Origin of the sequence: Actinoplanes philippinensis, assembly GCF_900113015.1 — a bacterium.
Classification (GTDB): domain Bacteria; phylum Actinomycetota; class Actinomycetes; order Mycobacteriales; family Micromonosporaceae; genus Actinoplanes; species Actinoplanes philippinensis.
On the sequence record NZ_FONV01000004.1, the window covers coordinates 464,195 to 487,070 of the forward strand.

At 72.3% G+C, this 22,876-nt stretch carries 23 protein-coding genes; 9 read left to right on the plus strand and 14 right to left on the minus strand.

Annotated features, from left to right (window positions below):
• Positions 1 to 10: 10 nt before the first annotated feature.
• Entirely contained in the window at positions 11 to 2,488 is a 2,478-nt protein-coding gene (rph, locus tag BM290_RS12480; RefSeq protein ID WP_307837934.1) for a rifamycin-inactivating phosphotransferase, read from the minus strand.
• Positions 2,489 to 2,578: 90 nt separating this feature from the next.
• Positions 2,579 to 3,760, minus strand: coding sequence for a hypothetical protein (locus BM290_RS12485; RefSeq protein WP_143133718.1), 1,182 nt, complete (start codon positions 3,758 to 3,760; stop codon positions 2,579 to 2,581).
• Between the two features lie 106 nt (positions 3,761 to 3,866).
• Between BM290_RS12485 and BM290_RS49100 the strand changes: the two genes are divergently transcribed.
• Both BM290_RS49100 and BM290_RS49105 read left to right on the plus strand, forming a co-directional pair.
• Positions 3,867 to 4,382, plus strand: a complete 516-nt coding sequence (locus BM290_RS49100) for a hypothetical protein (protein WP_093613284.1) — start codon at positions 3,867 to 3,869, stop codon at positions 4,380 to 4,382.
• 137 nt (positions 4,383 to 4,519) lie between these two features.
• A complete protein-coding gene (locus BM290_RS49105; protein WP_093613286.1) occupies positions 4,520 to 5,170 on the plus strand; it encodes a PH domain-containing protein in 651 nt (216 codons plus the stop codon).
• Between the two features lie 18 nt (positions 5,171 to 5,188).
• Here the strand turns inward: BM290_RS49105 and BM290_RS12500 are convergent, their stop codons facing one another.
• The 4 genes from BM290_RS12500 to BM290_RS12515 are packed head-to-tail and all read right to left on the minus strand — an operon-like array spanning position 5,189 to position 7,352.
• Positions 5,189 to 5,902, minus strand: a complete 714-nt coding sequence (locus BM290_RS12500; protein ID WP_239143478.1) for an FKBP-type peptidyl-prolyl cis-trans isomerase — start codon at positions 5,900 to 5,902, stop codon at positions 5,189 to 5,191.
• A 48-nt stretch (positions 5,903 to 5,950) separates the two neighbouring features.
• On the minus strand, positions 5,951 to 6,229 hold the full coding sequence (locus BM290_RS12505) for a hypothetical protein (RefSeq protein WP_093613288.1): 279 nt from the start codon (positions 6,227 to 6,229) through the stop codon (positions 5,951 to 5,953).
• A gap of 47 nt (positions 6,230 to 6,276) precedes the next feature.
• The gene (locus BM290_RS12510; protein ID WP_143133719.1) at positions 6,277 to 6,969 is read right to left on the minus strand and encodes a hypothetical protein; all 693 of its coding nucleotides are present in this window, start codon (positions 6,967 to 6,969) and stop codon (positions 6,277 to 6,279) included.
• A gap of 26 nt (positions 6,970 to 6,995) precedes the next feature.
• Complete coding sequence (locus BM290_RS12515) at positions 6,996 to 7,352, minus strand: MerR family transcriptional regulator (RefSeq protein WP_093613292.1); 357 nt, start codon at positions 7,350 to 7,352, stop codon at positions 6,996 to 6,998.
• 95 nt (positions 7,353 to 7,447) lie between these two features.
• Between BM290_RS12515 and BM290_RS12520 the strand changes: the two genes are divergently transcribed.
• From BM290_RS12520 to BM290_RS12535, 4 genes are all read left to right on the plus strand, one after another.
• On the plus strand, positions 7,448 to 8,194 hold the full coding sequence (locus tag BM290_RS12520) for an NADPH-dependent F420 reductase (RefSeq protein ID WP_093613294.1): 747 nt from the start codon (positions 7,448 to 7,450) through the stop codon (positions 8,192 to 8,194).
• A gap of 128 nt (positions 8,195 to 8,322) precedes the next feature.
• The gene (locus BM290_RS12525) at positions 8,323 to 8,508 is read left to right on the plus strand and encodes a hypothetical protein (protein WP_093613730.1); all 186 of its coding nucleotides are present in this window, start codon (positions 8,323 to 8,325) and stop codon (positions 8,506 to 8,508) included.
• On the plus strand, positions 8,508 to 11,213 hold the full coding sequence (locus BM290_RS50615; RefSeq protein WP_093613296.1) for an ATP-binding protein: 2,706 nt from the start codon (positions 8,508 to 8,510) through the stop codon (positions 11,211 to 11,213). Before BM290_RS12525 ends, BM290_RS50615 begins: the two co-directional genes overlap by 1 nt.
• 14 nt (positions 11,214 to 11,227) lie before the next feature.
• Positions 11,228 to 11,878 (plus strand): hypothetical protein, encoded by a 651-nt coding sequence (locus BM290_RS12535; protein ID WP_143133720.1) that lies wholly within the window; start codon positions 11,228 to 11,230, stop codon positions 11,876 to 11,878.
• A gap of 769 nt (positions 11,879 to 12,647) precedes the next feature.
• On the opposite strand, the gene BM290_RS12540 is transcribed toward BM290_RS12535, so the two are convergent.
• The 6 genes from BM290_RS12540 to BM290_RS12560 all read right to left on the minus strand — a co-directional run bounded on the left by BM290_RS12540 (position 12,648) and on the right by BM290_RS12560 (position 18,612).
• On the minus strand, positions 12,648 to 13,367 hold the full coding sequence (locus BM290_RS12540) for a class I SAM-dependent methyltransferase (protein WP_093613300.1): 720 nt from the start codon (positions 13,365 to 13,367) through the stop codon (positions 12,648 to 12,650).
• Between the two features lie 44 nt (positions 13,368 to 13,411).
• Complete coding sequence (locus tag BM290_RS12545; protein ID WP_143133721.1) at positions 13,412 to 14,941, minus strand: tetratricopeptide repeat-containing diguanylate cyclase; 1,530 nt, start codon at positions 14,939 to 14,941, stop codon at positions 13,412 to 13,414.
• A gap of 282 nt (positions 14,942 to 15,223) precedes the next feature.
• The gene (locus BM290_RS12550) at positions 15,224 to 16,012 is read right to left on the minus strand and encodes a tetratricopeptide repeat protein (protein WP_177319680.1); all 789 of its coding nucleotides are present in this window, start codon (positions 16,010 to 16,012) and stop codon (positions 15,224 to 15,226) included.
• Entirely contained in the window at positions 16,009 to 17,277 is a 1,269-nt protein-coding gene (locus BM290_RS12555; RefSeq protein WP_093613304.1) for an MFS transporter, read from the minus strand. The genes BM290_RS12550 and BM290_RS12555 overlap by 4 nt, the downstream gene beginning before the upstream one ends.
• A 12-nt stretch (positions 17,278 to 17,289) precedes the next feature.
• Positions 17,290 to 17,418, minus strand: a complete 129-nt coding sequence (locus tag BM290_RS50620; RefSeq protein ID WP_275413238.1) for a hypothetical protein — start codon at positions 17,416 to 17,418, stop codon at positions 17,290 to 17,292.
• Between the two features lie 132 nt (positions 17,419 to 17,550).
• Positions 17,551 to 18,612, minus strand: a complete 1,062-nt coding sequence (locus BM290_RS12560; RefSeq protein WP_093613732.1) for a helix-turn-helix transcriptional regulator — start codon at positions 18,610 to 18,612, stop codon at positions 17,551 to 17,553.
• 63 nt (positions 18,613 to 18,675) lie between these two features.
• On the opposite strand from BM290_RS12560, the gene BM290_RS12565 reads away from it, so the two are divergent.
• From BM290_RS12565 to BM290_RS12575, 3 genes are all read left to right on the plus strand, one after another.
• On the plus strand, positions 18,676 to 19,614 hold the full coding sequence (locus tag BM290_RS12565; RefSeq protein WP_093613306.1) for an alpha/beta fold hydrolase: 939 nt from the start codon (positions 18,676 to 18,678) through the stop codon (positions 19,612 to 19,614).
• Positions 19,615 to 19,701: 87 nt separating this feature from the next.
• Positions 19,702 to 20,307 carry a ribonuclease FAU-1 family protein gene (locus BM290_RS12570; RefSeq protein WP_093613308.1) on the plus strand — a complete coding sequence of 202 codons (606 nt, stop codon included), beginning with the start codon at positions 19,702 to 19,704 and terminating at the stop codon, positions 20,305 to 20,307.
• A 2-nt stretch (positions 20,308 to 20,309) separates the two neighbouring features.
• On the plus strand, positions 20,310 to 20,948 hold the full coding sequence (locus BM290_RS12575) for a hypothetical protein (protein ID WP_143133722.1): 639 nt from the start codon (positions 20,310 to 20,312) through the stop codon (positions 20,946 to 20,948).
• A 41-nt stretch (positions 20,949 to 20,989) separates the two neighbouring features.
• On the opposite strand, the gene BM290_RS12580 is transcribed toward BM290_RS12575, so the two are convergent.
• Both BM290_RS12580 and BM290_RS12585 read right to left on the minus strand, forming a co-directional pair.
• Positions 20,990 to 21,958, minus strand: a complete 969-nt coding sequence (locus tag BM290_RS12580) for a DUF1152 domain-containing protein (protein ID WP_093613312.1) — start codon at positions 21,956 to 21,958, stop codon at positions 20,990 to 20,992.
• Positions 21,959 to 21,998: 40 nt separating this feature from the next.
• Positions 21,999 to 22,862, minus strand: coding sequence for a response regulator (locus tag BM290_RS12585; RefSeq protein WP_093613314.1), 864 nt, complete (start codon positions 22,860 to 22,862; stop codon positions 21,999 to 22,001).
• Positions 22,863 to 22,876: the final 14 nt, after the last annotated feature.

The window sequence follows — 22,876 nt, forward strand, 5'->3', positions numbered from 1 at the left end:
GCAGAGGACGTCAAACGAACTCGACGAAGCCGTCGGTGCCGTGGATCCGGATCCGGGCGCCGTCCTCGATCAGGGTGGTCGCGTTCTCGACACCGACGACGGCGGGCAGGCCGTACTCGCGGGCGATCACCGCGCCGTGCGTCATCTGCCCGCCCACCTCGGTGACCAGGCCCGCGATCGTCACGAAGGCGGGCGTCCAGCTGGGATCGGTGCTGGTGGTGACCAGGATGTCGCCCGGTTCCAGGCCGGCGTCGGCGACGTCGAGGACGACCCGGGCACGGCCCTCGACGGTGCCGGCCGAGACGGGCAGCCCGGCCAGCGCGCCGGGTGGCAGGTCACCGCGACGGTACGCGCCGTGCACGGCCTCGCCGTCGGAGGTCAGCACGCGCGGGGCGGTCAGCGTCGCGTACCCCGCGAAGTCCTCCCGCCGCTGCCGGATCAGCTCCCGGTCGGCGTGCGCGGTGTGCACGACGTCGCGGAACTCGGGCAACGTAAGGAAGTAGACGTCCTCCGGCTCGTCGATCACCCCGGCCGCGGCCAGCCGGCCCGCTTCGGCCAGCAGCGCCCGCTTGTAGATGAAGTAGCGGTTGACCAGGTAGTACTTCGGGAACTCGCGATAGCCGATGAACGTGCGGAGCCGGTCGATCTGCTGTTTCGTCTCGGCCGCCCTGGCCTCGCCGCCGGGCAGCTCACGCAGCCGGGCCAGCAGCTCGGTCTCCTTGCCGAGCGCCTCCCGGCGGCCCTGCTCGAAACGGCGGGCGGCCTCCCCCGGCTCGGCGTTGCGGATGTTGCTCAGCAGCATCGGCACGATCGCGGCCGGTTCCTCGCTCCACCGCGGACGGGTGATGTCGATCTCGCCGACGCAGCGCGCGCCGTAGACGTCGAGGAACCCCTGGATCGCCTCCCGCGCCTCACGGCCGCCGGTCACCTCCGGCAGGCGGTCCAGGCCGCGGCCCTCTTCGAGGAGATCAACGACCTGGGGGTACGCCCGGAGCACGTCCGCCACGTCCAGGAGCGCCATCCCCATCTCCGAGGTGACGTTGCCCGGCGCCGAGCGGGTCAGCACGTCGGCCGCGTTCTTCTCGCCGAGCCACTCCTCGAGGTGCTCGTTGAGCCACCAGGTGGCCTCCATGCCCGCCATGATCGCCGGCATGTTGCGCGGGTCGAACAGCATCTGCCGGATCTCCTGGACGTCCGCGAGCACGAAGTCCAGCAGCTCGGGGCCGCTCTTCGTGGCGATGTCCCGCTCCAGCGCCGCCAGCATCGACCGCCGGTGCTCGACCAGCTCGGCGACGACGGCCGGGTCGTTCGGCGGCGCCTCGGCCGCGCTCGGCCCGGGCACCGGCGGGCGGCCGCCGTCGTCGGCGAGCGGGACGAAACCGCTGTCGACGACACTGCGCAGGGCGTCGCCCATCAGCGGGTCCGACTTGGTCATGGCGGCCAGCAGGCCCGGCCCGACCCGCCCGGTCACGTCGACGAACAGCCGGCCGCCCGCGTCGTGCATGTGGCCCGGCGACGTCAGTTTCCACACCGACAGGCCCAGCGGTTTCATCGCCTCGGTCATCATCTGCTGGTGGCCGACCGAGACGTACACCCGTGGATTGTCGTCGGGCGCCTCCGGGACGGGGAAAAGCGTGGTGATCGGACGGCTCTGCACGATCGCGAAACCGTCGTCGTCCAGGCACCATTCGATGTCCTGCGGGGTCCCGAAATGGGCCTCCAGTCGTCGGGCGAGCTCGTTCAGCCGTACGATTTCCGCGTCGTTGAGAACCGGAAGGTGCTGCTGCCCGGCGGCGATCGCCTCCGGTGCGGTGCCGCCTCCGGGCGTGGGTGTGATCCGCAGCCTTTTCGTGGCGATCTCCCGGGTGATGATCTCGCCGTCGCGGACCTTGTAGACGTCGGCGTCGACCAGGCCGGAAACCAGCGCCTCACCGAGCCCGAAACCGGCGTCGATGGAGGTGATCCGCCGATTGCCGGTGACCGGATCGGCGGTGAAGACGATTCCCGAGGCGCGCGGGAAAATCATCCGCTGCACCACGACGGCCATCCGCACAGCGCCGTGATCGATCCCGTTGCGCTGCCGGTAGGCGACCGCCCGGTCGGTGAAGAGCGAGGCCCAGCACCTGGCCACGTGGACGGGAACCGCGTCCGCCGGCACGTTGAGGAAGGTGTCGTGCTGGCCGGCGAACGACGCCGTCGCCGAATCCTCGGCGGTGGCGCTGGAGCGCACCGCATAGGTGTGACCGGGTGCGATGGCGTCATGGATCGCCGCCGCCAGATCGTCCGGAGGGACCACCGGATCGTCGGGGGCCAGCCCTTTCTCGAAAGCGGGCGCGACCCGATCGAAAGCCGCGGTCGTGACCACGAATCCGGGCGGCACCCGGACCCCGTCGATCCGCAGCAGCTGCCCCAGATGTGCCCCTTTGCCTCCGGCGATCGCGACCTGGTCCCGGTCGATCTCGTCCAGATTCATGACGTAGCGGGTCACCGCTGACCGTCCTCTCACCTTGCGGGCAGAAACGAAGCGATTCTGCGCGCTCCCCCGGGTCTTGCGGCAAGATCCCCCATCCGCTATAGCTTAGAAGTGGGAGGGGGTGCCCTCCGTGCCGTCGGTGAGGGTCAGCTCGTCGCCGTCGTTGCCCATCAGGACCCGCTCCGGCCAGATCATCTTCGCCGCCCGCGGCCGCCCGTCACCCGGATCGACGTAGTTCACCGTCACCAGGCGTGACTCCGTCTCGTACATCATCAGGGTGAGCCGGGCGCCATCCGGCAGCTCCTCGCCGGCTTCCGGACCGTCCGGTCCGACACTGCTCCAGCGTTCCGTGAGGATCCGGAACGCTCGGTCCGCGTCAGCGGCCGGGCCGTCCGACGCGGCCATCGCCCGCGTGCCCGCACCGGCCAGCACCTCGCACAACTCGGCGATCGGGATCCGGCCCACCTCCTCGGCCCGGCGCACCCGGTGGATGCGCCGCACCGCCTCACGGAACGCGGACGCCGCGCCCCACAACCGCCCGCCCGGCCACCGCTCGGGCTCGTCGCCGGGCGCCGCTCGCCGTTTACGGACCGTGATCCGGTCGACGGCCCGGCCGGCCCGCGACAGGTGCCACTGCACGTCCATCGGCAGGATGTGCGCGGCGCTCCCGCGCAGCAGCCCCTCCGCGCCGAGCCGGATCTCCGGGCCACCGGGACTGTCGCGCACGTCGGCGCCGGTCGTGTCGGCGCTGTCGAACCACACCTCCCGCAGCCCGTCGACGGTCAGATGCAGGTGCCCGTCCCCGTCGCTGTAGCGTCGCGGCGCGCGCAGCGACAGGGTGGCCCCCAGGCCGGCGCCGAGCCGCTCGATCGACAGCCACTCCAGCGCGGCCATCGGCAGGTCGTAGTCGACGGCGAGCGCCGGGCCGTCGACCGGGAGCACGCCGGGCCGTACCCGTCCGAGGACGTCCCGGTAGTGGCGCGGCTCCGGCCGGCCGCGGCCGATCAGCGGCTCGATGCCGGCGCCGGCGGTCCGGACCATCCAGTCCCGCTCGGAGCGGGCCGTGGCCATCGCCCGCAGCACACCCCGCGCCCGTGGCTCGCGCAGCAGCCGTGGCCGCAGCGCGACCACGCTGAAGAAACCGTGGGCGCGTGCCTCCCAGGCCCCGGCGATCCGGGCCACCTCGTCCCGGTCGAACGCCCGCCCGCCGACGGCCATCTCCCCGATCCGCTCGATCGACCGGTCCAGCAGCCGCACCAGCATCGCCGTAGCGCCGTCAGCCTTCACGTCCGCAGCGTAATGCCCCTCGTGACAGGGCCGGCGTCTCAAGTCGGTGGCCGCCCGGCCGACCTAGGTCCACGACCCCACACCCGCACGCACGGACGGATCCCCGATGACCGCCGAACCGCAGCAACACGGCTCCTGGACGCCGCCCTATGTCCAGCCGCAGGTCGGCAGCACCCCGCAGGGTTACGGCCAGCAGGGCTACGGCCAGCAGGGCTACGGCCAGCAGGGCTACGGCCAGCAGGGCTACGGCCAGCAGGATTACGGCCATTACCAGCAGCCGGCGCCGACGGCCGGCTACGGTGTTGCCGGGCCGGCGCCGACCGGATACCCGCAGGCGTACGGCCAGCCGGGCCTCCAGCAGATGCACCCGGGACCGGCCTACGGTGGCGGCTTCGTCCCGTCCGGCCACCACGGCCAGGTGGACGGCAAGGTGCCCGGCGTCGCCCTGACCATCATCATCACCGCGATCTTCGGGATCTTCGGGCTCATCCCGGCGTCGCGGAGTGCCCGGAAGGCGAAGAGGCTCGGGCTGTCCGGCGCGAAGTACTGGCAGGCCTTCGGCTTCACCCTGGCCGTGACGTGGGTCATGTACATGCTTCTGGTCAAGGGAAACGGCGGCTAGAGCAGTGCCGGAGGCCCCGGGCATCATGCCCGGGGCCTCCGGGTTTCTCCTGCCGGTCACGAAGTGCCGCCTCAAGTGGGTCCGGACCATGCCGATCTGACCCGCGACCGAGTCGGCGGCGACAAACGAGGTGTGCGATGGCGAAGAAGTTCAACCCCCCGCCCGGATGGCCCGAGGCGCCCGAGGGCTGGCTGCCCGCCGAGGGCTGGCAGCCCGACCCGTCATGGCCGCCGGCCCCGCCCGGCTGGCAGCTGGTCGTGGAGCTGGGCGACCCGGACACGCTGTGGTCCGCCAAGGGCATGACGCTGACCGGGCTCGGCGGCGGCAAGTACCGGTTGACGTCCACGCTGCTCCACTTCGAGAAGGGCATCGTGTCGACCAACGCCCAGCAGGTGCCGGTCGCGCACATCATCGACGTCGACATGCGCCAGGCGATGGTGCAGAAGGCCCGCGGCGTCGGCAACGTCCTGGTCCACGTGCAGCGCGCCTCCTCGATCGAGATCGTCGTCCTCGAGGACGTCCCGGAACCGCGCACCGCGGTCGCCATCATCAACGAGACCGCCCGGCTCGGCCGGCTCCGCGAGCAGCAGCTGCACAACACCCACCACTACGCCGGCATGGCGGCGCACCAGCCGATGGCGATGGCCGCGCCCGCCGCCCCGGCCGCCGCGCCCGCTCCGGTGGACCCGATGGAACAGTTGCGGCGGCTGGGCGAGCTGCGTCAGGCCGGGCTGGTGACCGACGACGAGTTCACCAGCAAGAAATCCGAGATCCTCGCTCGTCTCTGAGGAACCGCGCCGACCCGGTCAGGCGGCGGACAGGACGTCGACGACGAAGCGGAGGGCGCCACCCGGGCGCCCCTGGCCCGGGTTGTCGCCGTAGGCCATGTCGGACGGGATGTCGAGCTGGACCCGGCTGCCCACCTTGACGCCGACCAGGCCCTCGTCCCATCCCTTGATGACGTTGCCGCCGCCGACCTGGAAGCTGAACGCCTCCTCGCGTTTCCAGGAGTTGTCGAACTCCTTGCCGTCGGCGTAGGTGACACCGACGTAGTTGACCTCGACCGTCTGACCCTTCTGGACGGCGGCGCCGGTGCCCTCGATGAGGGTGGTCGTCTTGAGCTGGGTGACCTTGCCGGTGCCGGCCGAGGTGGCGGGCTTGGCGCCCAGGGCCGGGTCGGCGCCGGCGGGCAGCGGCGGGAACGGCTTGCTCATCGTGTCGGTGGCCGCCGTGGTGCCGGTGGCGGCGCTGGGGGCCGCGGCGGTGTCGGCCGGCGTCGTCGACGAACTGTTGATCCACAGGGCCAGGCCGACCACGAGGGCGATGACGGCCACGGCGGCGCCGGCGATGGTCAGCATCTCACGGCGTTTCTGCATCGCCCGGGCGCGGGCCTTGGCGGCCTTGGCCTCGGCCCGTTTCTCCGCCTTCGTCTTGAGTGGCGGGCGGGGCGCGCCGGGGCGGGACGGGCTTGCGGCGGCACGTCGGGACGCGTTGTCACGGGTCACTGCGGAATCAGGCACGGCCCGACGATACGACACTCGGCTGTGAACCGCTGACACACCGTGTGTTCAGGGTTCCTCGTGAGCACAGCGGTCGAGGGCGTCGGCCCACATCCGGGCGATCAGCCCGGGCATCGGGCCGATCGACCAGTCGTAGCTGGCCACGACCCAGAACGGCGAGCGGGGTGTGCGCTCCCGCGCGACCGCCCAGGTGTCGCCGTGTGCTCGTACCTCGTAGGTCCGCGGGTCCAGGGTCCGGTTCCAGATCCGCAGCCGCCGGGCGCTGAAGTCGGTCAGCGCCTGCCGCACCTGCTCGGGTGCGGCGACCGTGTCGATGTCGAAGCGCACGACCTCATCGGAGCACGGCCGCCGCCCGGCGTCCAGAGGAGTACGCCCTACGCGGTGACCCCGGCCGCCTTGAGGCGTGCGGTCAGGCCGTCGATGCCGGCGGCGGGATCCGGGTGCCAGGCCTCGGGCATGTCCTCGATCTTCGCGTAGGCGCCGACGACGGTCCGCCCCGCGGTGGTCGCGCTCTCGAAGAGCAGCCCGCCCGGATTCGGCCGGACGAGGCGGGCGCCGGGCGGGCGGCCGGCGTCGTTGTCGGCGTATCGCAAGTCGGGTGGCGCCACTTCTGCGGCGGTGTCACCGAGAACGAGCACTTTCGTACCGGCCGGAATCGCTGCGGCGAAATCCTCGACCGTGGCGCAGGGAACGTTGCCGGCACAGAGCGGCTGGAGGATTTCGACGTACGCAGAACCGTCTTCGCTTGTCGGGCCTTCGAGGGTTTCGCGAATCGTGGCCCACATGACCACGTGTCTGTCCTCGATGCCCGGGCCGGCGAGGACACGGCCCTGGGCGAAGCCGCCGACCAGGGCGGACATCACCGTTGTGACGCCCTTCGCCTTCGCCATGTCCTCCGGGGTCTCGAACATCACGAATTCGTAGTCGACTCCCCGGAACACCGAGGTGTCGACGATTCCGCCCGTCGTCTCCGGCCCCGGCGCTTTCCCGGAATTCGAGGAGGTGCACGCCGCGACGGCCAGAACGGCGAACACCGCGGCGACACGCAAAAGGAACAACGCCGGCACGGTGCCGATCGTAGAAGAATCGCCGGTCAGGCGTCGCATTTCCGGGTGGGGTCGGTGACGAGCGCGATGACCTCGTCGAGGCGCGTCCGGGCCTGGGTCATCGCGGCGATCTGCGCCTCCAGGCGCTGCCGCTCGGCGTCGAGCAGGGCCCGCGACCGGGGCACGCAGGCGGCTTCGAGCAGTGGCAGCAGGTCGGCGATGACCCGGCTGGACAGGCTCGCCGCAAAACCGCGCCGGATCAGCGCCACCCGGGCCACTGCCGACTCGGGGTAGCGGCGGCGGCCAGCCGAGTCGCGGCCGGCCGTCAGCAGGCCCTGCTCCTCGTAGTACCGCAGCGACCGCACGCTCGCGCCACTGCGGGCCGACAGCTCCCCGATACGCACCTATGACCACCGCCACATTCGTCGGGACCTCACACCAATGTCAGCTTTTAGCGTAGCCACCGCAGCCCTTTCACCCCCTGCGGAGGAGTAGTCACATGCCCGGAACACTGGCCATCATCGGCAGCGGAAACATCGGCTCGGCCGTCGCCCGCAGCGCGGTCCGCGCCGGCCGGCACGTGGTGATCAGCAACTCGCGGGGCCCGGAGAGCCTCGCCGGCCTGATCGCCGAACTGGGGCCGCTCGCCCGCGCGGCGACCCCGGCGGAGGCGGCACGGGCCGGTGACCTCGTCGTCGCGGCCATTCCGCTGGCCCGCTACGAGCAGCTGCCGCGCGCCGCGCTGGCCGGCAAGACGGTGATCGACACCATGAATTACGCGCCGGCCGTGAACGGCTGGGCGCGCCCGGAGCTCGACGCCGACGAGCTGACCTCCAGTGAGCTGGTGCAACGGTTTCTGGACAGGTCGTCGGTGGTCAAGGCGTTCCACGACGTCAACGGCCGGCTGCTGGGTGAGCTGGCCCGCCCGGCCGGCGCCCCGGACCGCACCGCCCTGCCGATCACCGGCGACGACCCGGAGGCCAAGGCGCGGGTCACCGGGCTGATCGACGACTTCGGATTCGACACCGTCGATGTCGGTGGGCTCGCCGAGAGCTGGCGCATCGGGCCCAACACGCCACTCTATTTCGAGGCCTTCGTCGGTACGGTCCCGGCGGGCCTGAGCCTGCCGGAGATCTACGCGTGGCTGGCTGCCACACCGCTGATCCCGACGTCGGCCGCCGAGGTCGCCGAGCTGGCCGCCACCGCCGTACGCCGCCCGGCCGGCTTCCAGATCGGAGCGATCTAGGTATGCCTAGACGGCCTGAGCATGCTCTCTAAGGCTTTCTGAGCTGGGAAGATAGGTAACGGCGCCTCATGTGGTGGGCCTCCTTACGGACGACGATTGGTGCATCGACGAACGACAAGGAGATGGTGATGTTCGCCAGCCCGGAACTCATGCTTCATCTGGCCCACGACCGCAACCGCGAGATGATCGCCGAAGCCGACCGGGAGCGGCTTCTGTCCAGCGCCCGTCTGGCCCGCCGTGGGCGTAAGGTCCGCAGCCGCCCCGCCGGTACCCTGGCGTCGTGCGAAGCAACCGCGGTGGTGCCAGCCCGGTGATGATCGGTCGGGGAAGCGAGCTGCGCCGCCTGACGCAGCTCGCCAAGTCCCGGGAGCCGGCCGTCGCCCTGATCGCCGGCGAGCCGGGCATCGGCAAGACCCGGCTGGTCCAGGAGCTGCTGGACGTCGTCGCGGCGGGCACGACCGTGCTCGTCGGGCATGCCGAGCCCGGGTCGCTGGCCCGGCCGTATGAGGTGTTGCTCGACGCGATCGACGGGCGGCCCGAGGTCGACAAGCGGCAGCTGGCCGCGCTGTCCGATGCCGAGCGCAGCCCGGTCGAGCGGCTGCACACGGGGCTGGCGATCCTGTCGGCCCTGATCGGCGGCTCACCGGCGGTGATCGTGTTCGAGGATCTGCACTGGGCCGACTCGGAGAGTGCCGCCCTGTTCGAGCGGATCGCCGACCAGCCCGGGCCGCGGCTGCTGATCGGGACGTACCGTCCGGACGAGGTGACCCGGCGGCAGCCGGTGGCGGGGCTGCTCGCCCAACTAGAGCGACGTCATGCAGTCACGCACGTGCGGCTGGATCGGTTGTCCCCGGCGCAGACCGCGGCGTTGCTCGCGGCCGCCAGCGGCAGTCCGGCCCCGGTGCGGGCCGCGGCGGCCCTGCACCAGCGCACCGGCGGCAATCCCTTCTTCCTGGAGGAGCTCTTACGAGCCATGCCGGGGTATGACCTGGAGGCGCTCGTCGACCAGCCGCTGCCCTGGAGCCTCGCGGATGTGCTGCGGCGTCAGGTGGACGACCTGGATCCGGTCAGTCACCGGATCGTCGAGGCGGCCACCGTGCTCGGTCACCGGATCCTGTTCGACCTGCTGGCCGACGTGACGGGCACCGGCGAGGACGAGTTGATCGCCGTGCTGCGTGACCTGGTGACGCGGGGTGTGCTGGTCGAGTCCGGTGAGGACGAGTTCGCGTTCCGGCACGCGCTGGTGCGGGAGGCGATCGCCGGGCAGATGCTGGGCCGGCAGCGGCGGCGACTGCACGAGGCGGCGCTGGACGTGCTGTTGCGAGGCGGCGGCTCGGATCCGGCGATGGTCGCGCATCACGCGCGCGGTGCGGGCCGGTATGAGGACATGATCGCGGCAGCCCGGCACGGGGCGGCGCTGTATCTGTCGATCGGGTCGGCGTATCAGGCGTTGCAGCTGGCCGAGATGGGCCTGGACGAGGTTCCGGAGGACAGCGAGCTGCTGGGGGCGGCGGCCCGGGCGGCGTGGCTGGCCGGTCTGCTCGACGACGCGTGGCGGCACGGGCGGCGCTGGCGGGAGCACGCGCACGATCCGTCCGACCAGGCCGAGGCCCTGTATCTGCTGGTCCGGCTGGCATGGGAGTCGCGGGAGGCGGCTGAGGTGCGGGCGCTGACCGCCGACATCGAGAACCTGATCGCGCAGCTGCCGCCGGGCGCCGGGCAGGCGAGGGCGATGACGGCGATCGCCCAGTCGGCGTACCTGTACGACGAGACCGAGACGGCGCTGCTGTGGGCCGACCGGGCGCTGGCGCTGGCCGACGAGTTCGATCTGCCGAGCGTGCGGCTGACGGCGTTGCTGGAGAAGGGTTCGGCGATGTCCGACTGGCCGCAGACCGCCGCCGACGGCAGCAAGATCCTGTCGGCGCTGGTCCATGAAGCGGAGCAGGCCGGCGAATGGGTGATCGCGGCCCGGGCGCTGAACGTGCTGGTGCAGGGTGAGCCGCCGACCTCCTCGACGGAACACGCCGAGATCCTGGAGCGGATGCGGGTCAACGCCGAGCGGGCCGGGTTCGAGTCGCTGTCGGTGGCGGCGTATTTCCAGGGGCGGGCGCGGCTGGCGTTGCGGGCCGGTGATCTCGGTGCGGCGATCGCGGCGCTGCAGGAGGGCCGCGCCCAGGACCGGAGCCTGCGCCGCCGGGGCCGGTGGGCCGACTTCCACGGGGTGTTCCTGGCCGGCCTGTCGCTGGAGGCCGGCGACCTGGACGAGGTCGAGGAGCTGATCGCCGACCTGGCCGAGTTGCCGAACAATCCGCCGACCGTGATACCCGGGCTGACGTTCCATCTGGCGTGCCGCCGGCACGACCGGCCGCGGGCCGAGGCGGCGCTCGCCGAGCTGGTCACCGCGTTGGAGGAGCAGGTGTGGCGCAGTGGGGAGCAGGCGCACGACCTGATCTCGGCGGCGCTGGAGCTGGGCCTGCCGGCCGACGACCTGGATCGGATGGCGGCGATCCTGCTGGACTCCGAGGTGTGGGACGCGCACCGGATGCTCGTGGAGGCCCAGGTCACCGAGGCTCACGGGTTGCACGCCCAGGCGCTGGCCGGATACCTGTCGATCACCGAGGCGAACTGGCTGGCGCCGGCGGTCCGCGGCACCGTGCGGGTGAGTGCCGCCCGGTGCCTGCTCGCAGCCGACCGGCGGGCCGAGGCGCAGGAGCAGATCGAGGCAGCCGGGCCGCTGCTGGCCGGCTGGCGTGGCTGGCGGGTCGAGCAGTTCGACCGGGTCCGGGCCCAGCTCGGCATGGCCCCGGCCGGCGCGCCGACCGCGGTCACCGGGCCGGCCGCCCTCACTCCCCGGGAACGCGAGGTGGCGGTGCTGATCAGTGACGGGCTGACCAATACGGAGCTGGCGCAGCGCCTCTACATCTCCCCCAAGACAGCGGCGGTGCACGTGTCCAACATTCTGCGCAAGCTGGGTGTGTCCTCCCGCGGCGAGGTCGGCGACCTGGTCGGGCGGCGCTGATGTGGGAGCAGGACTTGACGGCGGCGTTCACGGTGATGCTGGGCCGGCCGGTCGACGACTTCGACCCCGATCGTGAGTACGTGCTGTACTACCTGAACAGCCTCTCCCCGGACCTCCCGCTCAGCCCCGACTGGGAGTTCGACGAGGATCGGTCGGTGTTCGAGATCGAGTTCCTGAAGGGGTCGGCACTGGCCGAGGCGCTCGGGGCCCGGCCCGACTCCAACCGCGTCGCCGATGCCTTCCGGACCGTCTCGGGGCGAGAGCTGGCCGGTCACGGGTTCACCCGTTCCGCGTTGACGGGCGACGACGTCTCCGTGACCGTCGCCCACCGGGTCGTCACCGACGGAAGCCTCCGCGATGCGCTGCTCACCGCGATCCGCGGCCGCCGCGGCCCGGCCGGTTTACGCCCGGATCCGGCCGAGCGGCTGGCGGCGGTCTTCCCCGATCCGGAAAGCCCGCCACCGGCCGCGCTCGACATCATCGGTGAGGGACGGCTGCGTGCTCATGTCTGGTCGCCCTATCTGGACCGGCCGTGGGATCCGGGCGGTAGCGCCCTGCGCCGCGACTTCCTCCCGGGCGAGCCGGTGGGGGCGTGGGACCTCGCCTACTTCGGCGAGATCTCCCTGGTGGTCACCGCAGTCGAGCCAGCGGCCGGTGCGGTTTAGGTCGCCATCGGCGCCGCGGGGCCAGCTGTCACCACAATGTTGCCGGTGGCCGTCGCGGCAGAGGCCCGGGGCGCCCTGGTCGAGCCCGTAACCAGCGCCGAGACAGCAGCCACCGCAGACCGGACCGCGGTGAGGCCACCGCGGCAGAGCCAGCGGTCAGCGCAGCGCAGCTGAGCCGGCCGCAACCGCAGCAGGGCAAGCGGTTCCGCAGCGGAGCCGCCGGCCACCGCCCCGCACACCTACCGCCCGGGGCCGTCTTGGACACATAGCAACGGTGCCGATCGTGGATGCGCGTTGCCGATGAGGTCCCAGCCGCGAGGGGTTCCGCCTGCTGCGCGGCGAGGACGAGGGACGGCAGGTGGCTCGTGGGAATCGATCACGGATACGACCCTTACCTGCCGACTCAAGCGGTCGGCCGGGCTCTGCGGACGCTCGCCGCCATCGCCCGGAAAGAGATCGGGTCAGTGGACGTCGTTGTGCCTGGCGGTGAACGGATCGCGCTGCCGTTCCGGGTGATTCCCCGAATCACGCGGACCGCTGGCACCTGGACACATGCCTGTACTTCCCGGTCGGCGACGAGGCGACCCGAACATGCCGCCCGGCGGAGGCGATCTCGCGGCGCTCGCCGGCCCGAGATCAGGTGGTGACGCACCCGCCCGGGAGAGACACATCGAGCGTCGGCCGCCCTGGGACATGACACGGAGTCACCCGAGGAGAACGCGCCCGGCTGAGCACGGCCGCTTCCCAGGTCGACGAGTGAGATCAGCGGTCAGGGCAGTTGCGCCCGGGTGCAGCGGGTCACGTAGGGCATCTCGAAGGAGTCGCCCAAGTTGTGCTGGTCCAGCACGGTGAGCACGCTGTCGAACAGGGCTTGGCGGTCGGTTTCCGGGAGCAGGATCACGTAGCTTCGGGAGGCGACCATGTCGAGCAGTTCGGCGCGGTTCAGGGGGTGACGCCAAGAGAACTCGGCGCGTTCCGGCTCGCTGAACGGGGTGCCCACCGGTGGGGCGGTGTCGATCTCCTGACGGGTGTGCCGGTGCAGCACGTCGTCGAGGGCGGCCACCCACGGTTCGGTGTGGTCGCGGATGTTCCAGATCAGGCTCAGGGTGCCGCCGGGACGTAGTACCCGGGCCATCTCCGGGACCGCGCGGGCCGGGTCGACCCAGTGCCAGGCCTGCGCGCACACGATCGCGTCCACTGAGGCGTCAGGAAGGGGGACGCTTTCACCCGTACCCTCGAAGATGGCAGCCCCGGCGGCGGAGACCGCGAGTTGATCGCGCATTGGAGCCGAAGGCTCGACGGCGTCGACGTCGAACCCGGCGGCCAGCAGCGCCCGGGTGAGCTTGCCGGTGCCGGCGCCGAGATCCAGCACACGCCGGGCCCGCGACGGCACGGCCCACGTCACCGCCTCGGGCGGATAGGGCGGCCGGCCCCGCTCGTAGGCCTCGGCCGCGGCCCCGAACGAGGCCGCATGAAGATCGGATGACATAGGCCGACAATACGCGCATCAGCGCCTATGTGGACCAGGCGGTGTCAGGCGACCACGCGATCACGACCGGCGCGTTTGGCGATGTAGAGATTGTGGTCGGCGGCGGCCAGCAGCGGCGGCACCGTGGTCGGGCCGGCGGGAGCGGCCGCGACGCCGATGCTGGCGGTCACCGGATGGTCGCCGGTGATCGGCCGCCACGGGAACTCGCGGATCGCCCGGGCGACGTCCTCGCAGAATCGGGCGGCGCCGGCCGCATCATAGCCGGGCAGGATCAGCAGGAACTCCTCACCGCCGAGGCGGGCGGCGGCGCCGGCGCCGGTCACGGCCTGCTCGAGGAGGGTGCCGAGTTGCTGGAGGACCGCGTCGCCGATGGCGTGGGACAGGGAGTCGTTGATCTGTTTGAAGTGATCCAGGTCGACGATCGCCACCGACAGCGGGCGGTCGCGGTCGAGCAGGGACGGGAGCCGCTCGTCGACGTAGCGGCGGTTGTAGAGGCCGGTCAGCGCGTCGCGGTTGGCGAGTTCGCGGAACTGTTCGATGGCCTGCCGGGCCTCGTCGGCCTCGAAGACGGCCTGCATGGCGCGGGCCCGGGTCTCCCGTTCGGCGTTCTGCAGGGTGGACAGGCTCTGCTGGTAGCGCAGCAACTCCTCGTAGGCGTCGCGGAACCGGTCGGTGGCGGCGAACAGCGCCGCCTGCTCGCGTCGCATCTGGACGGCGGCGCGGGCCAGGCCGCTGCGTTCGCACAGTTCGGCGGTCCGGTCGAGGGCGATCTGGGCCGCCTCGGGGTGGCCGTTGAGGCGGCGGGCCTCGGCGAGGGTGAGCAGGCATTCGGCGAGGCCGTCACCGTCCGGGTCGACGACGGTGCCGTCGAGGACCCCGGCCAGGGTCTCCTCGAGCGCGGCGAACCGTCCGGCCATCATCTCGACCCGCGCGATCGTGTCGAGTTCCTTGGCGGCCAGCCCGCGGCCGCGGGCGGCGACCTCGCGCATGCGTGCGGCCAGGGCCGTCGCCGTGGGTTCGTCGCCGCGCTCGTACGCGTTGTAGGCCAGGTTGTTGAGCGCGCGCAGCGTCAGCCCGTCGTCGCCGGTGTCGCCGGAGATCCGCAGCACCTCGCGGTAGCGGACGTCGCTCTCGTCATACGATCCGTTGTCGTCCAGGGAGCAGCCGAGCATGAGCAGGTGCCGGGCCCGCACACCGGGCGCCGCGCCGGCCGGCAATGTCGACACCGCCTGCACGCCGTGCGCCAGCGATTCGGAGAAATCCCCGAGCAGCCGGTAGAAATTGGACAACACCCGGTGGGCGCGGGCCTGCACGTAGAGGTTGCCGCGCTCCTCGGCCCACTCCAGGGCGCCCCGGGCGCTGTGCCCGCCCGGCCCCAGGTGTCCCTCCCGCACCAGCACGTCGGCGATGATCAGATCGCAGCGGCGGACCGCTTCGTCGTCGCCGGCCGCGACGGCGAGGCCGCGCAGCTCGGTGGCGCGCTGCCGGACGGTGACCAGCTCGTCGATGCTGCTGGAACTCTCCAGCCGGGTGACGTCCGCGGTCAGATCGCGCACCGCCACATCCGCCGTCATCGCCACCTCCCCCTGAGCGTCGCCACCAGCCTGTCACACACCGGTGGTCACCGGCTGCGATCCGGTCCGCGCTCCCGGCGGTCCATCGCCCCACGAAACCCACGCACCCCAGGTGGTACGCCGTACGCCCGCCCCGAAGCCCACACCGCCCGTCCCCACCCCGCGACGCGGGCGGCCGGTCCCGCCCATCACCGCGCCTTTCGGGCGAAAGCTGTGGTGCTTCGGCGAGGACGAGGCGGGACCTGGGGTGGTGCTGCCCGCCCGCCGCGAGGTGAGGCCGGCTCAGTCCCAGTCCCGCAGGGTGCAAAGCAGGTCGTGGTCCGGCGGCAGCGTCGCCTCGGCGATCGCGAGGGCACGGGTGTGTGCTCGACCGGACGTGTCGGGGTCGCCGAGGTTCTCCGCCACCACCGCGATGTTGATCAGGGTCCGGATCAGGTCGGGGTGCTCCGGGCCGAGCCGTGCCGACTTGATCCGTACCGCCTCGGTGAGATGGTCCAGGGCGACCGGCAGGTCGTCGCGCCGGGCGGCCAGCGCGCCCAGGTTGGTGAGCGCGACCGCCACCTCGTAGTCGTCGGCGCCCAGCTGCGCGACGAACTGCGCGTGGACATGGGCGAGCAGCCGCCCGGCCTCGTCGAACTCACCCGCGGCGATCAGGATCGGCGCCAGGTTGCCTTCGTCGAACAGCACCGGGAGGTCGTCGGGACCCGCGACGGTACGGCGCAGATCGAGCCCGCTGCGTCCCCACCGGATCGCCTGCCGCAGGTCGTCGAGCGCGAACTCGATCCCGGCGAGGTTGTGGTGCAGCGCGGCGAGGTCGTCCACCGGGGCGGCCGACGACTCCAGGATGTCGAGGGCCTCCCGGTAGCGGGTCCGCGCCTCGGCGTACCGCCCGGTCGCCTTGAGGAGCAGGCCGTAGGCGTTGCGGACGTGCGCGGCCGCGGGCGAGCGGGCGCCGTGCTCGGCGTCGACCCGGGCCACCAGCGGGCGCAGGATCGCCTCGGCCTCCGTGTAGTGTCCGCGTTCCCGCAGGTCGTCGACCAGGTCCAGGATCGCCTCAAGGGCCTGTGTCACGACGACTCCTCCGGTGCCGGCGCCCGCAGGCGCACCAACAGGGCCGCGCCGGCGGCCAGCGCGACGGCCGCGCACAGCAGCGGGACGGTCCCGCTGACGGCGGCGGCGACCGAGGTCAGCAGTGGTCCGGCGGCCATGCCGACGGTCAGCGACAGGGTGGACAGCGCGTTGTACCGGCCGCGTATCTCGTCCGGGGCGATGGCGTTCACCAGGGTGGGCAGGGCGCCCGCGAAGAGGAGCTCACCGGCGCCGGTGAGGACGGCGGCGCCGACCAGCGCCGTCCGGGTGGGCAGCCCGCCACCCGCCGCGGTGGGCACGCAGACGGCCCAGGCCAGCGCCCAGAGGCCCGCGGTGCACAGCAGCGCCGCGCGGGCCGGGAGCCGGTCGGCGAACCGCCAGGCGATCGGCGCGCCGGCGATCACGGTGACCGCGTTCGCGACGCTCAGCCAGGCCAGTGCCGACGGGTCACCGGCCGCGACGGCCAGCAGTGACGGCGCCGCGTTGTAGATGCCGTAGCCGACGGTGGAGAGCAGGGTCGCGGCGCCGAGGATCGGCAGCAGCCTCCGGTCGGCCAGTGCCTGGCGGTAGCCGGCTTCCGGCGGCTCGCCGGTGCCGGCCGCCTCGCGGTGCGGGCGGGCCGGGCCAGGTCCGGCGGCGACGGCGAGGCCGATGCTCACGAGGCAGACCAGCGCCGCGGCGACCCACAGTGCGGGCAGTGCCGGATGTCCGGCCGGGGAGCCGGACCCGGCGCGGCCGACCACCAGGCCGCCGACCGCTGCCCCGGCGGCCAGGCCGACGTTGAACAGCACGTACTGCAGTGTGTAGACGCGCTGGTGAAGGTGTTCCCCGGTGAGGGTCGCCAGGCGGGTGCCGAGGGCGGGCATCGACAGCGACCATCCGAACCCGGTCAGTGCCACCGAGACGGCGACGGTGACGAGACCATGGCCGGCACCGAGCAGCAGCATGCCGGTCGCGGCCAGCGCGAGGCCGGCGCACATCACCGCGCGTCCGCCCCACCTGTCGATCAGTGTCCCGGCGACCGGGTTGCCGACGAGGCTGGCGACCGCCGCGAGCGCCACGGCACCGGTCGCCAGGGCCAGCGGCACACCGAGCACTCCGTGCAGATAGACCACGAGGTACGGCTGTGTCAGGCCGACGGCGGCCGCCGCGACGAGGTCGCCGGTCAGCAGGAGCCAAACAGCGCCGGGAAACCCGAGGAGGTTTCCCGGCTGCTTGGCGACGGATTGTCCGGTGGAAGTCACCATCGCCGGTTCGGGTCAGCGCGTCGACGAACCGCGACGGGCCAGCGTGATCTCGGTGTGGTTGACGGAGATGCCCCGCTTGAGGACGACCTCGGTGTGGTTCACCGAGATGCCGCGAGTGGTGCTCTTCTGCTTCGTGTCCATGGCGTTTTCCCTTCTCGAGCGGCACGAACAGGGTTCCGTGCCGGGCGGGGTCCCATCCTCGGGGCACGCCCGCGCTGAAGCGAATACGCCGGCCGGATTCATCGCGACGGCGAGCGTGGGCCGATGCCCGCTTCACTCTTCCGGGGTCGGCGATCCGGCCGGCTGGCCGTGCGGGACGGCCGGCGGGCTCCCGGCGTCCGGCGGGGCGGGCCCGGTCCGGCCGGCGGGCGGGGACTCCACCCGGCGGGCGGCGTATCGCTCGACGAGCGCGGCGCCGATCGCGATCAGGTGGTCCCGCACGCCCGGTGGGCCGGTCACCTCGAGCCATTCGACGAAGCCGGCCAGCTCGCCGGCGAGCGCGTACTCGTTGTGGCCGCGGATCACCACCTCGACGCGGCCGTCGTCGGTGGCGCCGCCCACGTCGAGGCGGTCGCCGATCGACAGCCGGAGCTTGCCGATGCCGTACGGCGTACAGACGCCCTGGGCCTGCCGGGGTGTGCGCCGGCGATCGACCTCGTCGGCGATCTCGCGCCAGCTCGCGGCGAGGTCGAAGTCCCCGGGCCGGTGCACGGGATCGCCGGTGGGCGCGGCCGACGTCACCCGGTCGATCCGGAAGGTCCGCCGGCCGGCCGCGGTGCCGGCGACGAGATACCACGACGGGCCCTTGGCGACGATGCCCAGCGGGTGGACGACCCGCTCGGTCGCGGCACCGGCTGTGTCGACGTAGCCGAGCCGCACCTGGACACCGCGGATCACCGCGTCCTGCAGTTCGTCGAGGAAGCCGGGCGGCCGGGCCTCGATCCGGCCGGCGCCCCACCGTTGCGGGTCCAGGACCAGCGACGACGCCGCCGCCTCGGCCTGCGCGCGGAACGGCTCGGGGAGCGCCCGGACGAGTTTGCGCAGTGCCGCCTTCACCGCCGGGGCCGCCGCCGAGGCCGGGCCGGCGACCAGGAACAGGGCGCGGGCCTCCCCCGCGGTCAGCCCGGACAGGTCGGTACGGGCGCCGCCGACGAGCCGCCAGCCGCCGCCACGGCCCTGCAGCGAGTAGATCGGCACCCCGGCCATGGCCAGGGCGTCGAGGTCGCGGCGGGCGGTGCGCTCGGAGATCTCCAGCTCCCGGGCCACCTCCGCCGCGGTCACGTGCTCGCGCTGTTGCAGCAGCAGAAGGATGGCCATCAACCGGTCGGCTCGCATGCCGCCCACCTTCCCGGGGAAACAGGTCAGAGGATGACCGGTTTCGGTCCGCACCATGTCGTCATGATCGATTTTCCGGAGCCCACCGTCGTCTCCGTCAACGGCGTGGAACTCGAAGTCTTCGAAGCGGGCCGCGAGAACGCGGGGCGGCCCATCGTGCTCTGCCACGGCTGGCCGGAGCTGGCCCAGTCGTGGCGTCATCAGGTGCCCGCGCTCGCGGCGGCCGGTCACCACGTCATCGTGCCGAACCAGCGGGGGTACGGCCGATCGTCGCGGCCGGACGACGTGACGGCCTACGACATCGCGCACCTGTCGGGTGACCTGGTCGCGCTCCTCGACCACTACGGGTACGCGGACGCCACCTTCGTCGGCCACGACTGGGGCGCGTTCGTGGTGTGGGGCCTGGCCCTGCTGCATCCGGGCCGGGTGAACGCGGTGATCAACCTGAGCCTGCCCTACCAGGAGCGCGGCGAGCGGCCGTGGATCGAGGTCATGGAGGAGTTCCTGGGCGGAGACTTCTACTTCGTCCACTTCAACCGGCAGCCCGGGGTGGCGGACGCCGTGCTGGACGCCAACACGTCCCGGTTCCTGCGCAACCTGTACCGGAAGAACCTGCCCCCGGCGCCGCCGCAGCCGGGCATGGTGATGATCGACCTGGCCCGGGCCGAGACGCCGCTCGGTGAGCCCGTACTGAGCGACGACGAGCTGGACCTGTTCGCCGCCACCTTCGCGTCGACGGGATTCACCGGCGGCATCAACTGGTACCGCAACCTCGACCGCAACTGGCGGCTGCTGGCCGGCGTGGACCCGGTCATCGCGCAGCCCGCCCTGATGATCTACGGCGACCGGGACACGATCGCGCCATCGGAGCGGCTGGCCACGTTCGTGCCCGACGTGGAGGTGGTCACTCTCGACTGCGGCCATTGGATCCCGCAGGAGAGGCCGGCGGAGACGAACGCGGCGATCCTGAGCTGGCTGGGCCGGCGGTCACCTTCGTACTGACCGGGGCGCCGCCGCCCACGAGCAGGTCGCGGGGCGCCTCGCACACGCCGGCGTCCCGCGACGGCGGCCGCGGGCTACCGTGCCCCCATGCGATTCCGGCCCGGACAGACCGTCACCCGTCGATACCGTCGCGGGCGCTGGGTGATGTGGGAACAGGCCATGCGGGTGATCCGCGACGACCCCGACGGGCTGCTGCTGTGGCAGCCGGTCGGCGGCGACTTCGCGAAACTCGTCGACGCCGACGGCGGCACCGCCCACGAGGTCACCCCCGACGCGATGACCGCGCCACGGATGGTGAGCAGCGGCTGGCTTCATTACGACGTGCTGATCCTGATGCCACCGGGCGCCGCCCACGCGGTGTGGTGGTTCTTCCGGGACGGTGAGTTCACCGGATGGTATGTGAACCTGGAAGCCCCGTACGTGCGGCGCGGCGACGCCGTCGAGACCGTCGACCACGTCCTCGACATCGTCGCCACGCCGCGGCGGGAGTGGCGGTGGAAGGACGAGGACGAGTTCGCGGCCCGGCTCGGGCACCCGCTCTACTTCGACACCGACGAGGCGACACGGATCCGCGCCGAAGGGGAACGGCTGGTCAGGCTGATCGAGGCGGGCGAGTTCCCGTTCGACGACACGTACACCGGGTTTCGGCCCGATTCGTCGTGGCCGGTGGCCCGTTTCCCGGGGGCGCGGTAGCCGTGGACCGGACACTGGGGGTGCTCGCGCACCGGGGCGGGCTGATCGCCGAACGGCCGGAACTCACCGTCGGCGTGCTGCGGGCGGTGTCCCGGCCCACCGGGCTGGAGCTGGAACTGGTCGCCCGCCGCCCGCTCGACCGGCGCAGCGCCGGCGAACGGCAGGCCGACATCCGAGCGGGACGGCGGGGCCCGGCGCCCGCGCCACGGCGGCTGCTGCCACCGTACGACGAAGGCCGGCACCGGACCGGCGACTTCCCGGCCGCCGAGCCGGACGCCGAGACCGGCCGGATCGTCGCCGGGCCCGAGGTCCTGAGCCGCAACGACGTCGCCGTGGTCGTGCTGACCCGGCTCACCGAGGTCGGCGGGGCCCTGTCGTTCGAGCTCGGCTGCGTCGCGACGATCGGCATCACCCACGACCTCACCACCGTCGAGGGCGCCACGGTCGCGGTGGTGCAGGACGGCGAGGCGGTCCGGGTCCAGCCGTGCACCGCCGGCGCCGGCGGTGGTGACGACTTCTTCGAGTCCCTCGCCGACTACACCGTCGCCCGCCCGGACGGCGACGTCCTGCCCCTGCTGATCTCCTGGGCGGCCGCGAACCTCCCCGAGGTCTGCGTCGACATCCCGCTCACGGCGACCTGAGCGGGCGCCCGCGGGTGGTCACCGTCCGGTCCTTCGCCGGATCAGTGCGGGTAGGCGCGGGGGATCCGGGTCGTCGGGATCTCGTTGCGGAACGCCTCGATCCGGGTGATCACCTGGCGGCGGCTGATGGTGTTCTCGATCCGGTCCAGGTACAGGCAGCGGGCGGCCAGCTTGTCCAGGTCGACGGTGAAGTAGATGGCCATCAGCGGGTTCACGAAAAGGGTGCTGCCGCTGGTGCGGCGGGTGAACTGGACGTCGCCGAAGGCGCCGGCGACGGCGGCCGCGATCTGGCCGTTGACGATGCTCGGGCGTTCCGGGGTGGCGGCCTGCGCGTCGGCGACCGCGTCCCGGTAGAGGCGCGCCTCACGGCTGTCGCCGGGGATCGACAGGGCGCCCAGGTAGCCGCCGTCGCGGTCGAGGGCGGCGAGGTTCTCCAGCACCTGCACGTGGTTGACGCCGTGGTAGGCGTCGATGCCGAAACCGAGGCAGGTGACCAGCTTGATCGGCACGTCGAGGGCGGTGACGGCGGCGATGCTGGCGATGTCCTCGACGGGGGTGCCGAGCGCGTTCTCGTCGCCGCGCATCAGGATGTCGGTGCCGCCGTCGACCAGCACGACCGCGTCGATGCCGAGACGGCCGATCAGGAAGCGGTACGCCTCCCGCAGCGCCTGCACACCCAGGGGCGGGAACGCGTACACCGTCGACGGCATGTCCTGGGCGGCGAGCCATCGGGCCAGCGTCCGCTCCGGGAAGTACCAGTCGGGGCTGGCCGTGGCCGGGGTGATCGCGGCGACGTTGCGTTCCGCCCACGACTCCTGGTCGATCAGCTCCAGCTGGGAGAAGGAGAGGCTGGCCAGGTGCACCTCGGCGCCGGTCTCGCGCAGGGCCAGGGCCAGCGGCAGCCCGGCGTAGACGTCGAAGCCGCCGCCGGCGCCGGCGATCAGGATGCGCCGCGCCGGCGCCAGGGCGGCGAACAGCGGCGGTGTCCGTAGATTCCAGGTGGATGTCATGTGCGCCGCCCCCGGTCCGATACGTGATCGAACGCGAATCCTAGACGGTGGTCTGCAACAGCAGCTCGGCGTTGGCCGCGGCGGTGGCCAGCTGCTTCAGGGTGCCCTCGTCGAAGGCGAACGGCAGCTCGTCCAGTACGCACAGCGTGCCCACCGGGATGCCGGCCGCGTCGTGCAGCGGAACGCCGGCGTAGGACCGCACGCCCAGCTGGGTGACGACCGGGTTGCGCAGGTTCGCCGGATCCGCGTGGGTGTCGGTGATCAGCACCGCCTCGTTCCGGTCGACCACCAGGGAGCAGGGCGCCCACTCGGCCGGCAGCCCACCGGCCTCGGCGAGCGGCCCGGGCACGCCGACCGACGCCACATAGGTCACGGCGTCGCTGAGCACCAGGGTGACCGCGGCGGTCCGCGCCCCGGTCAGGACGGTCAGCTCCGCGGTGAGGGCGGCCAGCATCCGCTGCGCCACCGGGTCGGTACGGTCCAGCAACCGGCTGACGGCCCTGAGGCGGCCGGGGCTGGTCAGGTGCGGGCCGGTGGGCGGCACCACGTCGCGGTGCGATCGGAGCAGCTCGTGGGCGGTGGCGGTGACGGTCCGCAGGCTCGCCGGCTTGGTCATCACCCGGTCGACGACCTCGCTCGCGCGGGCGGGCGGCCGGGCGGCGAGCATCAGCAGCGGCATCGAGGCCGTGCCGGCGTCGGCGCGCAGCAGGCGGGCCGTCTCCAGGCCGTTCATCCGGGGCATCCGGTGGTCGAGGATCATCAGGTCGGGGCGCTGCCACTCGACCAGGTCCATGGCATGCTGCCGGCTGTCGGCGACCCGGACGGTGTGTCCCGACGAGGACAGCGTCGCGGCGAGCATGCCCGCCACCTCGATGTCGTTCTCGACCGTCACGATGAGCGCCATGTCATCGCCCTTCT

Coding starts and splice junctions, on each gene's coding strand:
- BM290_RS12560 (WP_093613732.1), bottom strand. CDS start 18,612: ATGCGAGCCGACCGGTTGATGGCCATCCTTCTGCTGCTGCAACAGCGC.
- BM290_RS50620 (WP_275413238.1), bottom strand. CDS start 17,418: ATGGACACGAAGCAGAAGAGCACCACTCGCGGCATCTCGGTGAACCAC.
- BM290_RS12525 (WP_093613730.1), top strand. CDS start 8,323: ATGTTCGCCAGCCCGGAACTCATGCTTCATCTGGCCCACGACCGCAAC.
- BM290_RS12580 (WP_093613312.1), bottom strand. CDS start 21,958: ATGACATCCACCTGGAATCTACGGACACCGCCGCTGTTCGCCGCCCTG.
- BM290_RS12520 (WP_093613294.1), top strand. CDS start 7,448: ATGCCCGGAACACTGGCCATCATCGGCAGCGGAAACATCGGCTCGGCC.
- BM290_RS49100 (WP_093613284.1), top strand. CDS start 3,867: ATGACCGCCGAACCGCAGCAACACGGCTCCTGGACGCCGCCCTATGTC.
- BM290_RS12545 (WP_143133721.1), bottom strand. CDS start 14,941: ATGACGGCGGATGTGGCGGTGCGCGATCTGACCGCGGACGTCACCCGG.
- BM290_RS12540 (WP_093613300.1), bottom strand. CDS start 13,367: ATGTCATCCGATCTTCATGCGGCCTCGTTCGGGGCCGCGGCCGAGGCC.
- BM290_RS12555 (WP_093613304.1), bottom strand. CDS start 17,277: ATGGTGACTTCCACCGGACAATCCGTCGCCAAGCAGCCGGGAAACCTC.
- BM290_RS50615 (WP_093613296.1), top strand. CDS start 8,508: ATGATCGGTCGGGGAAGCGAGCTGCGCCGCCTGACGCAGCTCGCCAAG.
- BM290_RS12565 (WP_093613306.1), top strand. CDS start 18,676: ATGATCGATTTTCCGGAGCCCACCGTCGTCTCCGTCAACGGCGTGGAA.
- BM290_RS12570 (WP_093613308.1), top strand. CDS start 19,702: ATGCGATTCCGGCCCGGACAGACCGTCACCCGTCGATACCGTCGCGGG.
- BM290_RS49105 (WP_093613286.1), top strand. CDS start 4,520: ATGGCGAAGAAGTTCAACCCCCCGCCCGGATGGCCCGAGGCGCCCGAG.
- BM290_RS12585 (WP_093613314.1), bottom strand. CDS start 22,862: ATGGCGCTCATCGTGACGGTCGAGAACGACATCGAGGTGGCGGGCATG.